Here is a 12,117-nt window from a genome sequence, read left to right on the forward strand (position 1 = left end):
AGAAAGCCTCGGCGATCGCCTTGAACTCATCGGGAGCGGCCAGGAGGTCCTGGACGATCTCCTGCGCGATGACCTCGGGCGGTAGGTCGTTGTCCCTCGTCCTCGAGGGCCGGGTCCTTCATCCAGGTGATGTCGAAGTTGACCTTGTCGCGCTTAATCAGGTCGTCATACTCGAAGACCCGCCACGGACCCTCCGGGGTCTCGGAGGGGACGCGGCTCTCGCTGTCATCGGCCTTGTAGGCGTCGACGAAGTCCTGGAGGTGAGCGCGGGTAAGGGGACGCTGCTTGAGGGTGAAGTGCTGGCCGGTGCGGAAGTCGTACACCCAGGTGCGCTCGGTGTGGGGCTTGCCGTCGGCACGGGGCGCCTTCTTCTCGAAGAAGAGGACGTTGGCCTTGACGCCGCCGGCGTAGAAGATGCCCGTGGGCAACCGCAGGATGGTGTGCAGGTTGAACTCGTTCAGCAGCCGCCTACGGATCTTTTCGCCGGCACCGCCCTCGAACAACACGTTGTCCGGGAGGACGACAGCCGCGCGGCCGTCGATCGAGGTGAGCGACATGATGTGCTGCAGGAAGTTGAGCTGCTTGTTCGTCGTGGTGGCGGTGAGGTCGTCGCGGTCGTACTCGACGTCTTCCTTTTCGACCTGTCCGTCCTGACCAATGATGCTGATGGCGGACTTGCGGCCGAAGGGCGGGTTCGCGAGGACGAGCGTCGCGCGCTTGCCGGATGGCTTCTCGGCCAGGGCGTCTCCGACCGAGACGAGGCTGGGGCCGTCGCTGGCGCCGATGCCATGCAGCAGCATGTTCATCGCCGCGAGTCGGGCAGTGCCCGTGACGAGCTCGTTGCCGCGGATGTGGTCGCCTCGCTGGAGGGCTTCGCGCTTCTCCCCGGGCAGGCCCTGCATGTGGTGCTTACGCAGGTACGTGTGGGCGGCGATGAGGAAGCCGCCAGTGCCGCAGGCCGGGTCGGCGATGATGTCGTCCGGTGTCGGCCTCGAGACCTCGACGATCGCGTCGATGAGGGCGCGAGGGGTGAAGTATTGGCCAGCACCTGTCTTGGTGTCGGAGGCGCCCTTGTTGAGAAGCCCTTCGTACGCGTCGCCCTTGAGGTCCGCCCCCTTGATGGTCCACTGTTCGCGGCCGATCAGGTCGACAACGAGCTTCTCCAAGAGCGCGGGCTTGGTGATGCGGTTCTGCGCCTCGGCGAAGATCGTGCCGATAGTGGTGCCGGGGCGGCGGCCCAGCTCGTCGAGGATGGCGCGGTAGTGCTTCTCCAACTCCACCCCACGCTTGCTAGCCAGGGACTTCCAGTCGTAGCCCTCGGGGACGACCTGGGCAATGTCGTCGTCCTCCCAAGCCTCCTCGGCAAGCTCATCGACCATCTTCAAGAATAGTAAGTAGGACAGTTGTTCGACGTACTCGATGGTGGACAGGCCGTTGTCCCGCAGGACGTTGCAGTAGTTCCAGAGCTTGGCGACCAGCGTGTTGGTCTGAGCCGCGGCGCGTGCGCGAACCTCCGGCGGCGCGTCCGTGGCGAGGTTCTCAACCAGATCGGTCACCCCCGCCCGCAGCCTCTTGCCAGACCCGTCGTCGTACGGCGGCGCACCCTGCCTACTCGGTTCAGAGTCCCCGATCCGGGCCGCCCCATACCTCAGGGAGCCTTCAGTCACTGGTCTGGGCACCACAGTGCGGTCCGGTACGGATGTCATCGGGATGGAATCTGCGGACGGGATACCGAGACGCGTCAGCAGCTGCTCCCGCAGCCAACCGAAGGGGCGTCCGATGTCGTCGATCACGGAGAAGCCCTCCGGGTGGCCGACCCAGGCCGGGAAGACCGGGGCACGGCCGACGGCTGCTTCGATGTGGCGCGTGATGGCATCGGTGGTACGCAGCAGTTCCTTCGGGGAGACGGCGCTGAGCAGAATTCGGCGGGCGTCGCTCGCGAAGTCGAACCGTCGGTGGTGCGGCAGCCGTTCCGGCTCGGCAGCATCCGCCTCGTGCATCAGTCCGCCCAGAAACACCTCCATTAGATGTCCGGGGTCCGTCGGAGGCCCGATGGCGGCCTGCACCAGACGCATCACGGGAGGCGTTACAGGCGCGACCGCTGCGACGTGGGCCGCCAGCCGGTACGCCTCGGCGGACGCGGCCTCCCTGAAGCGGAGCACCGCTTCGGCGGCGTCAATTCCCCGAGTGTCGGCGGCGGGCCGACCACAGCTTTGCTGGCCGCCGTCCCACAGCGGGAGGAGAGCGGTGCCCCCGGGCGAGGCGATGAGTAGCGCCCAGTCGGCAACGGCCTCGGGGGTCGGCGTGAGGACGGGGACGGGTACGGAGTCGAAGCGGACGAGGTCCGGCGGCAGGTCCGGATCAGTGACATGCCAGGCGCAGGTCGGGCCGCCACGCCGTCGGGTGGTGACCTGCCAGCGCCGTGCGCCGATCCCAGTGCCCGCCCAGAGCCGGGTTGGCAGCGCGTGCACGATCGCCGTGGGCCCGCACCTTCCCCAACGTCCCGTCACCTGCCTCATCCCGCCGTTCCGCCAGGCTGCGCCCACGCCGTCACTGACAATGAGGACGAGGGTGTTCCCGCTCGGGTCACACAGAGTCTTTGGCGAAAGAAGACGGCTGCGGTGGCGATACGGGCTGGCCCGCAAGGACGGGATGGCGCCGCGCGTGTCGAGTCCGTACACACGTACATCGCGGAACGCCCCGGCGCGTTCCATCAGCGCTCGGATGTCGGCGGCAAGGCGTTGCCAGAGAACCATGGAGATGCCGTCATCGACCACAAGAGCCAGGGACAGCCAGCGGGTGCGCGCCTGGCGGGTGACAGGCTCGGGCACGCCTGTGTCGGCCATGGCCGCGACGGTTCGCGCAATATCGAGTTCATAGCGACGCCGGTCGGGGAAGCGCTGCCGCAGCGGCCGGAGGGACTTACCAAGTCGGAGCTGCCTGGCCCCAATGAGGCGGCTTTCCGGAGCACGGACAGCGACCGCCCGGGACGGGATCGCCCCTGCGGACACCTCCGGGTCGTCATGGGCACGGGGCCGCGCTGTGGCTTGGACGGGCTTCGCGGACGCTGGGTCTGTTGACTCCGCAGTCGTCGGCTCGGCAGTCGGCGTGTCGTGCCCCGCAGCCTCCGGCACGGGTGTCGCCGATCCGTTGTGGTGGAGGGCGCCATGCTGCTCCGAGAGCGTCGCAGGTTCGCCAACGGCACGTGCCACGGGTGCAACCCCTCGGGGCAGCCTTCTGGCGAGCCATAGAACGTCGAGGAGTTCCTCATAGGAGATCTCTGCCCCACTCTCGGCCAGGACCTTCGTCACGCGCGAGATCACGGCGTCACACAGCTTCACCGAGGCGGTGCAGGACGGCCTCGAGAAGGGAGCCCGCGTCAAGGTTCACCCCGCCCTTCCGGAGGAAGACAGCGTTAAGTAGCTGGTCTGTGGCGAGTTCACCCGCAGCGCGGCGCCCCAGGAACTCGCGGAGCAGGTCGTCCGTGTGGTTCAGAGCGTCGGGACCGAGGTGGGCGGCGATGATCTCACGCAGGCGACGCTCATCGGGCTCGGGAAGATCGAGGCGGACGCAGCGCCGCAGAAAGGCGGGTGGGAAGTCACGTTCGCCATTGCTGGTGATGATCACGACCGGGAACTCACTGCACCGGACGCGGCCGCGTGTAACTGGGGCAAATTCGTCCGGGTCGTCGGTCTGGACATGCACAGGCGCGTGGTCGTCGGGTAGCCGGGTGAGTTCAGGAATGGCGAACTCACCCTCCTCAAAGACGGTCAGCAGGTCGTTGGGTAGGTCGATGTCGCCCTTGTCCAGCTCGTCGATGAGCAGCACTCTAGGGCGTTCTCGGGGCAGGAGGGCGTTGCCCAGGGCGCCAAGCCGGATGTACTGGCCGATGTCCGGTTCCGTGCCTTCCGCGTCACGCAGCAAAGTGGCCTCGCGTAGCCGGCCGACCGCGTCGTACTGGTAGAGAGCGTCCTGCAGGGTGGAGCGGCTGTTGACCGGCCACTGCAGGACGCGGCCGAGCGTGAGTTCGTGGGCAACGGCGTGAGCCAGCGAGGACTTGCCCGTGCCAGGTTGCCCGGTCACCAGGAGAGGTCGGCGCAGGTGGAGCGCCGCATTCACGACGTCGGCCTCGTCGGGGCCGATTAGGTAGGGCCGTGCGTAGGAAACGCTGGCATCGGTCACGGACTCCAGCCCGAAGCGACGCCACGGCGGAGCGGCAGGGAACGGGGTCTCACGGCGTTCGCCGTCACCGCGGAAGAGCCGCCAGACTTCGCTTCCGCCATCGGAGGACGGACGCTGCGGAGATGCACCGGACAGGGGATGGGAGGTGGTCATGACGTTTGCGTTCCTCTCCGGGGGTCCGTCAGTTGTAGCGACTCGATCCTCGGGTGACGACCTTCTGGCTCCCACACAAGGGAGGGCCGTGGACGCCGATCCGTCGAGCAGGCCGCCGAGCGGCTCCGAAAGCACCGGACCCGCTCGGTGAGCCCCTCCAGGTCGCTGGAGGGAGCCAAGCTCTCCAGTCCCCCGGCGTCGTTATGGCCGACGGGATCGCGGTCCCAGAGAACGACGGGGACACCCAAGGCGAGAGTGGCCAGCAGCCAGCGCTTCCGCTCGTCGGCGGGACTGTGGAGGACCACTCGCGCGGTGTCGCGATGCTCGGTCTTCAGCAGGTCCACGAGCTGATCCCTGCTCTCGCACGTCTGGCTGATGACCAGCGTCGTCCCTCGTCCGATCTTCCACCGGCGTTCCTGATCACCTTGGCGTTCCGGTATCAGGTCGCTCAGCTCGGGGCAGCTCAGAGAGACGCGGTACTCGGCTCCAATCGGCCAAGCCGGAAGGATGTCGTTGGGCACTGCCGGCACCCATTCGTCGACGGCCAGGTGAAGCCCCTCGGGGTCGACCACGACGGTCACCCACGGCACATGGTCTCGCTGCCCGGGTTCCTGGCGGACGGCGAAGATCGCCTCGCTCAGGCTGCTCGCCACCTCCTGCGGGGTCTTGGACCCCGACTCTGCCTCCTTGAGTACCCGGTATGAGCCGTCGTCGCGGACGAGCAGGATTCGACACCGGTACCGGTCGTCCCCCACGGCATCATCGTGTTCCAGCTCCATCACCACCCGCGACACCGGCGAGGCGGGGCGCTTCGCCCACCGGGCGGCGTCCGCACGCCGCTCACTCAAGGCCCCGGGATGGACACCGAGCCGGTCGGCGACCGTCCCCGACCACGCGCGCAGGCCGTCAGCCAGCTCGTCGCCAGCGGACGCCGCCACATACTCGACGAGCCGCAGAAGCGCTGGCACCGGTGGAGTGTGGTCGGGGACGCTCTCGCCGTCGGGTAGGTCCTCCAGACACTCGATTGCGTTGGCAAGGCGATCCTCATCGAGCCGCAGTCGAGTAAGAGGCTCGGGCAGCACGACGTACGGCAACGCTTCACGGGCAGCCTGGGGCAGGAGGGTCGGATACTCATCGCAGACGCGACGCAGCAGGCAGAGCAGGTCCTCGTACTCGTTCACCGAGAGCAGCGACCCGCATTCGAGTGCCCTGGCACGTGAGAAGAGATGGGTGAGAGCTCCGCGCACCGTGCCCTCCGCGGTCCGGGCGACGACTTCACCGAGCGACGCGAGCGCGCGGCGATGCTCCATGACAAGCGCCACGAGGTCGGCGATGGCCGGCTCGTAGCCGTTGGCGTCGTAACCCAGTTCGTGCACCAAGGCTCGCGCGTGCCCGGTGCGCACATCCGGGTCCGGGAACAACGGCGTGAGTAGCTTCTCCAATTCGCGCTCGGCGAACGTACGTTCCGAGGCAAGCCCCGCCTTGGGGAGGGACGCGCCGATCGCGCTCAGTCCGGGACGCCCGCCGGTGTGCTTCTCGAGATGGGATACAAAGCCGCCGTCCTCGGCGAAGGAAGACACTGGTAGGGCAAGCAGTCGGCGGGCTCCGTAGGCCGCGTCTTCCTCGGTCACTACCCCAACCAGATAGCCACAGCAGAAGATCGCAGCCCCCGAGGCCCCACCCCAGGCGTTCCCGCCGCCGGTACGGGGAACCGGCGCCGGGCCTTGGTCCAGGACGTAGCGGTCCTTGCCGCCGGAGAGGACCGACAGGTCACCTCGCAGGTGCTCCGGCTCCCGGCCCTCCGCCTTGGAGGCCCATGGGAAGCCGAGCCCCTCGTACTTCAGCGGCCGTATGCCCGTAGGGCGGCCCCAGCGAACGGCGCCAGGAAGGTCGATCTCCCGGTCAACGGACAGCAGCGCGACGTCAAGGCCGTCCGGGTGCTCCCAGAGCAGCTCTGCGGTCGCCCTTGTCGTCTCGCCGTAGCGGTCGTGCCCGACGCGTACGGTGATCTTCGGCCAGAACTTTTCGGTGGCCTGGTCAACCAACACGTGACGGGCGGTCAACACCAACCGTGGGGCGATCAGATAGCCGGAGCCGACGGTGAGGCGTCCCTCGCCGCCACCCCCGCTTCGGATCTGCGCCAGTCTGTGCGGATCCACGTCAGTCCTCGTCCAGCGCCCCGAACTCGTCGTCGCCGACCTCGGGGCGCGCGCCACCGATGGCCCGGTCCTTGACCGACAGTCTCAGCGTCAGTTTGTGGGTACTGACGGTGGAATGCTCACCGCCCGCGCCGACGGCAACCACACCGAAGGAGAGCTTGCCGTCTCCCTTAACGGACTTGCGCAGTTCAAGCCGCAGCTCCAGCTCCGCCTCTTCGACGCCGAAGGCGAACTGCTGGTTGACACCAAGCCGCTGCGCCTCGTACAGCTCCTGCCGCAGCTCTTCGATGGCCGTGGCCAGACCAATCGTCGACATCTCCGCCCGCCCCCGGTTCAGGACAATCACAAAACACTAGGTTCGCCGGTACGTTACAGCGCTCATGAGACATCTCGAACCTCGGTCATGAACAATCGGTCACGAAAGGAGGCGACCACCGCATGCCACCACGCGAGAGGAAGTCCAACGACCAGGTCGTGGGTGGGTGGTGCGAGGTGCTGCCGTCCGAAGAGCCACTGATCCCGTAGTCGCCGCCCTCCTCGCTCCGTACAGCATGCCGTCGGCCGAAATCAGTAGCCAGGGCACCCCGGAGACCCGGACGGCCACTCCTTGGAAGCCGCTGAAGACAAGAAGCCATGCTTCCCTGGAACCTCCCGGTCGAGATCGAGGCCGAACTGGAGCTGCACAGCGCGCGGAGCTGGATGGGCGGCCCGGGAGGGCCGGATGTGTCCCGAGACGTACTGAGTGTTTTGCCCTGTCTCGTTGCTGGATGTGGCGTTTTTGAAGTCCGGCTCCGTTGGGGCAGGTGAGGCGGTCGGGTCGAGAGCCCGCATTGCGACGGCAGGGGACTGTTTCGTTCCGGCATCTCCCGTCTCCTCCCAACTCGCCACCCTCAGCGGCCGTTTGGCCGCTGGCACTGGGCGTCATACCGCGGTATTTCTGCAACATGGCACCGCGCGACAGGTACCCCAGCGACCTGTCCGACCAGCGCTGGGAACTGATCGAACCCGTGCTCACCGCCTGGCGGAACGAGCGGCGCCGGCATGCCCTCGACATCGGGCGCCGGCCCGAGCACGACCTGCGCCAGATCATGAACGCGATCCTGTACGTGGACCGCACCGGCATCGCCTGGCGCTACCTGCCCCACGACTTCCCGAACTGGAACACCGTCTACGGCTACTTCGCCCGCTGGCAGACCGACGGCGTCTGCGAGCAGCTCACCGGGGTGCTCCGGCGCCTGGTCCGCGAGCGGGAGGGCCGCGACGCCGAGCCGTCGGCCTGCGTGCTCGACTCTCAGACGATCAAGACCTCGGCGAACGTGCCGCGGGCCGGCCAGGGCACCGACGCGGGCAAGCGGATCATCGGGCGCAAGCGGCACCTGGGCTGCGACACCGTGGGCCTGCTGCTGACCGTGCTGGTCACCGCCGCCAGCGTGTCCGACACCGCGGCCGGCGTCACCCTGCTGTCCCGCATCGCCGCCGCCCATCCCCGCATCCGCAAGGCCTGGGTGGACGCCGGCTACCGCACCACGGCCATCGACCACGGCGCCCGCCTGGGTATCGACGTCCATCCCGTCCAACGCCCGCCCGGCGCCCACGGGTTCACCATCATCCCGCGGCGGTGGACCATCGAGCGCAGCATTGGCTGGCTCATGCACCACCGCCGCCTCGCCCGCGACTACGAGCGCCACCCGCACCGCTCCGAGGCAATGATCCACCTCGCGATGATCGACCTCATGGCCCGCCGCCTCACCCACGAAGCCACCCCCAACTGGCGCGGAACCTAACCCGGGACCAAACGCATACTCCAGGGCCAAACGCTCAGTCAGAAGGTGAACACCGGCGATACGGCTATTCCAGGTCCCAAACGGCGCTGAAGAGGGCCAGCTCGAGCACGTCTGGGGCTGCGGGCCAGTCGATCGACGCGGCCGCGAGTCGCTCGTTGGCGGCGTACATCCACCGGAGGTAGACGTCGTAACGGTGGGAGCTCCAGCCGCTGTCGCGCCAGATCCACTTGGCGATCGCCTCGGACCACTCATAGCCAACCGCACGTCCAACCTTCGTGGCGTGCCTGCGCAGGATCCCGGCGAGCACGCTGTCGAGGATCAGGGGACGTGGGCCCTTCACGTCTGGCAGCGCCTGGCCCGCGAAGTAAAGGAATTTGGTGAGGAACGCCGGCCCGAGGCCATCGAGAGTGTGTAGCACCTCGTAGGCTGCGACCGCGCCCTCGTCGACGAGCAGGGACACCGCCTCGGTGAGGACGGCCTCAGCGCTGGGCTGGGCGAGCACCTGACGAGTGCGGTACGGGCCGTAGCCCGTAACACCGTAGCCCCACACCTGCGTGGCCACGAACGCCTCTGCCCAGCTCTCGGACTGCTCCGCGGCCCGGACCGCGGCCACGACTTCGGCTCGGCTCACCGAGGCCGAATCGGCCGCCGCCCGGTCGGCGAAGGCGGTGGGCCAGGGTGTTACGGCCATCCAGGTGGATGGCGCGTACGGGATGGTGTGAGGGCCACTTCCGTTCGCGTACCGCTGGCCGCGCTCCGGGTCGGCTAGCCACTGCCCCAGTGACTCCACCGCGCTTATCGGCAGCAGCAGTTCGAGCATCGTCTCATCGAGCTTGTCCGCCTGCCTCTGGCCGTACCTCATGACTATCGTCGCCCCCCATCTCCTCATGTGACGCGTCATAGTGGCATGTAGCGGTGACTGAGGCGCCACGCCGACCCTCGACTGCTGGCTTTGCACCGCTTCCCGCTACTGCGGTCACCAGGGTCGGGTCTGCTGCAAGGTTGGGTGACAGGTTTGACCTGCCCCATGTCTCGGGTTCCAGTTCTGGTGGCTACCTGAAAGCCCTTCGCGGAAGGCTGGCAGTCATGCCTCGCACCTATCCTCAAGAGTTCCGGGCGCGTGCCATCGCACTGGTCCGCGCCGGCAAGCAGGCCAAGCAGACTGCCGCGAGGCCGTAACCGTAGGGGCACACTGACTGCCCCTACGTGGCTCGAAGCCGCTGTGCGTCCGAGGGCAGCAGGGCAGGAGAAGCCGCGTCGAAGAACGCGCGCAACGGCTCCATCACCACGGCAGCGCGGGCGGTGTCTGACAGCAAGGTCTTGTCCAACTCCAGCGGCAGATCCAGCCCGGTCGGCACTGTGGTGACCAGCCAACGCAGCATGACGCCGTGCGCGACGCGGCGCAGCATCTCCAGCTCCTTCGCATCGATGTCACGCGTGTCGTCTCCGTGGGCGTACTTCGAGCGGCGCGCGTACGCCCTGCCAACCACCTCGGCGACCTCAAGGCGCAGCGCATCGGTCATCCACAAAGCCGCGGCCCGCTGCTTCACCTTGCGGCTGAGATCGGTTTGCCCTTCGTCCCCCAGAAGCGCCTCCATGGCGATCACGTAGTGCAGCGTGACCTCGTCTGCGTCCTCCTCCCACACGAAATCATTGCCGTAGGTGCGGTGGGCGGCCCGCAGGAGGTGCTCGGCGGCGCGCTGCAGGCGCCGTGCCCGAGTCTTGGCCTTCTTGTTCTTCTCGTTGGCCCCCTCGAGCACCGCGCCGATCAAGCCGTCGACGGCCGCGCAGAAAACGCCGAGCCGGGAAGTGTCCTGACCCGTCAGCCGCCACAGCCCCGTCTCTCGTCGTTCGTACTCGATCTCCTGGCCGTCGCCGGCGGAATAGACGTCCGGGACCACCGGCACAGAGCCGGCGTACAGATCCGCGCACCGTCTCGGCTCGACGATGAACCAGGCATTCATTCTGATGACATCATCGCTCCACAGCAGCATGGGCAGTAGCGGACGCCAGTGGTGGAGTTCGGGACATGACGGCATCTCCAGAAGTGGAAACCGGTGACCGCTGCGCAGGGGCCGATCCGGGACCACCCGCCGAAGGAACGGAGCGCCCTTGAGGACGGGCACGTTCTGCCAGCTGGCCGGAGCTGACGGCATCACGGCGTACATGGGCGGCAGCAGCTGCCTCGTCCCCTCATCCGAAAGCGCTTCCAGCACATACTCGCCGATCTCAATCCGCGTGCCAGCTGGGATCTCCCCGTCGAGAAGCAGCCAGTCCTCCGAGGAAGGCAGCGAGGCACGACAGAACCTACCGAACTCCGCCACCGCCCGGTCCAGATCGACGTCCTGGCCGCGCGCGACGGCATCGGCGATGAGCCCCAACCCACTCAGCCCCAGCAGCATCTCGTTACGAAGACGATGATCCTTGGAATAGAGATCGGGACGGCGTTCCTCAGTTGCAAGCGCAACGACACTGGCGGTGACCCGTGATCAGCTGGCAAGAGCACTCAGCGGCCGCCAATCCCCCACGTACGATCCAGCCGACCCGGGCGCGCGTACGTCGGCGAACCAAGCCATCAACTCAGCTGCGAAGGGCGGCAGTTCATCAGAGTCCATACACCCAAGCGTATCGATTTGCTGGGTAGGGCTGCGGCGGTGCGAGAGCGACCGAGTGGATCACAGGGCCCTGAGTTGATCGTTGAGGAGCCAGTGCATTGGTCGGTGAGATGATCGCCTTCGGCTGTGTGACCAGCTCATAGATGGGGGCGGCAACAATGCTCAAGGACTCCTCACTGAGGGGCTACTTACTGGAAGAGTCGCTGGCCTGGCTGCTGCGCTTCAGCGGCTATCGGCTTCTCGTCCACGAAGATCAAGATCCGGTGGAGTTGGTGACGGAGGGCCAGACTCTACGGGTCCGAGGGCGGGGCGCGCTCCACCAGGTCGACGTTCTCGGGGAGTTCGCCTTCACCCCGGCGTTCTCCATGCCGGTGCGGCTGTTTCTGGAAGCCAAGTACTACCAGACACGCTGCGAGCTGGAGGTTGTCCGGAACGCCCACGGTGTTGTGCACGACGTGAACGAGAACTTCATGACGGGGGCCGGGACGCGGCCCCGGCAGCGATACAAGTACTCGTATGCCTTGTTTTCCGCGAGCGGGTTCACGGCCGACGCCCAGAAGTACGCGCTCACCCACCAGATCTCTCTCGTGGATCTGTCGGGTGCCTCCTTCGCCTGGCTGCTTGGCCACATCGGAGCCACGGCAACGAGCCTGTGCACGGCGCAGCAGCATCTGTCGAAGTCCGCCCCCTTCCCGCTGAATTGGATGCGATCGGAGCTGCGCAAGGCGCTGGGGACATCCCCGCTGGAGCTGCCACCTGTCCCCATCCCCGAGGGGAAGTTCAAACAGACCGCTGGCACCGTGATTGAGGACTTCGCCACAGTGCTGCGGCAGCACAGCGACGCGGAGCTACTCCTCGGTTTCCCGGCTGCGCCATTCATCCTGCCGCTCGCCGCCGATGATCACCGAGGGTTCCTGGAGTACGCCGAGGCGAAGCCCGACCATGCAGTGCGGATCAGACGACGGGGCGTAGGAGCCGCGGCGGAATGGACGCTCTCACCCGCAGACGCGGTCGGCGCCTACGAACTCGCCTTCAAGCTCCCAGAGCACATCGAGGAGTGGATCAGCGGCATCGGAGAGAAGGAGCGCTACCGCACCGCGGAGGTTAAAAAGCAGTTCCTGTCGGCGATCACCCTCTACCGCATGAACGGCACCGGCGTACGCGCCTACCAGCTGCGCTATGAGGCGAGTTCCTTGTCCCGGGCCGGGGCCCCGTAGGCAATTC

Annotated in this window: 8 protein-coding genes; 2 read left to right on the forward strand and 6 right to left on the reverse strand. The window is 67.1% G+C overall.

Annotated elements, in window-relative coordinates; translation table 11 throughout:
* Positions 1 to 26: 26 nt before the first annotated feature.
* From OG538_RS07175 to OG538_RS07190, 4 genes are read right to left on the reverse strand one after another with little or no spacing between them, the layout of a single operon-like run.
* A complete protein-coding gene (locus OG538_RS07175; protein ID WP_406091282.1) occupies positions 27 to 3,341 on the reverse strand; it encodes an SAV_2336 N-terminal domain-related protein in 3,315 nt (1,104 codons plus the stop codon).
* A complete protein-coding gene (locus tag OG538_RS07180) occupies positions 3,328 to 4,335 on the reverse strand; it encodes a MoxR family ATPase (protein WP_359555749.1) in 1,008 nt (335 codons plus the stop codon). The genes OG538_RS07175 and OG538_RS07180 overlap by 14 nt, the downstream gene beginning before the upstream one ends.
* Complete coding sequence (locus OG538_RS07185; RefSeq protein ID WP_324773636.1) at positions 4,332 to 6,494, reverse strand: trypsin-like peptidase domain-containing protein; 2,163 nt, start codon at positions 6,492 to 6,494, stop codon at positions 4,332 to 4,334. The genes OG538_RS07180 and OG538_RS07185 overlap by 4 nt, the downstream gene beginning before the upstream one ends.
* A 1-nt stretch (position 6,495) precedes the next feature.
* A complete protein-coding gene (locus OG538_RS07190; protein WP_324773638.1) occupies positions 6,496 to 6,810 on the reverse strand; it encodes a trypco2 family protein in 315 nt (104 codons plus the stop codon).
* A gap of 628 nt (positions 6,811 to 7,438) precedes the next feature.
* Here OG538_RS07190 and OG538_RS07195 point away from each other — a divergent pair.
* Positions 7,439 to 8,278 carry an IS5 family transposase gene (locus OG538_RS07195; RefSeq protein WP_324773640.1) on the forward strand — a complete coding sequence of 280 codons (840 nt, stop codon included), beginning with the start codon at positions 7,439 to 7,441 and terminating at the stop codon, positions 8,276 to 8,278.
* Positions 8,279 to 8,342: 64 nt separating this feature from the next.
* Here OG538_RS07195 and OG538_RS07200 read toward each other — a convergent pair whose 3' ends face one another.
* Together OG538_RS07200 and OG538_RS07205 are read right to left on the reverse strand one after the other, a co-directional pair.
* A complete protein-coding gene (locus OG538_RS07200) occupies positions 8,343 to 9,140 on the reverse strand; it encodes a hypothetical protein (protein WP_098894640.1) in 798 nt (265 codons plus the stop codon).
* A 340-nt stretch (positions 9,141 to 9,480) separates the two neighbouring features.
* Positions 9,481 to 10,680: a hypothetical protein gene (locus OG538_RS07205; RefSeq protein WP_406091285.1), complete on the reverse strand. Its 1,200-nt coding sequence runs from the start codon at positions 10,678 to 10,680 to the stop codon at positions 9,481 to 9,483.
* Between the two features lie 371 nt (positions 10,681 to 11,051).
* On the opposite strand from OG538_RS07205, the gene OG538_RS07210 reads away from it, so the two are divergent.
* On the forward strand, positions 11,052 to 12,110 hold the full coding sequence (locus OG538_RS07210; RefSeq protein ID WP_406091287.1) for a hypothetical protein: 1,059 nt from the start codon (positions 11,052 to 11,054) through the stop codon (positions 12,108 to 12,110).
* Positions 12,111 to 12,117: the final 7 nt, after the last annotated feature.

The sequence above is a fragment of the Streptomyces sp. NBC_01013 genome (genome assembly GCF_045162765.1).
Taxonomy (GTDB): Bacteria; Actinomycetota; Actinomycetes; order Streptomycetales; family Streptomycetaceae; genus Streptomyces.

Coding starts and splice junctions, on each gene's coding strand:
- OG538_RS07190 (WP_324773638.1), bottom strand. CDS start 6,810: ATGTCGACGATTGGTCTGGCCACGGCCATCGAAGAGCTGCGGCAGGAG.
- OG538_RS07195 (WP_324773640.1), top strand. CDS start 7,439: ATGGCACCGCGCGACAGGTACCCCAGCGACCTGTCCGACCAGCGCTGG.
- OG538_RS07200 (WP_098894640.1), bottom strand. CDS start 9,140: ATGAGGTACGGCCAGAGGCAGGCGGACAAGCTCGATGAGACGATGCTC.
- OG538_RS07210 (WP_406091287.1), top strand. CDS start 11,052: ATGCTCAAGGACTCCTCACTGAGGGGCTACTTACTGGAAGAGTCGCTG.
- OG538_RS07205 (WP_406091285.1), bottom strand. CDS start 10,680: ATGCTGCTGGGGCTGAGTGGGTTGGGGCTCATCGCCGATGCCGTCGCG.
- OG538_RS07180 (WP_359555749.1), bottom strand. CDS start 4,335: ATGACCACCTCCCATCCCCTGTCCGGTGCATCTCCGCAGCGTCCGTCC.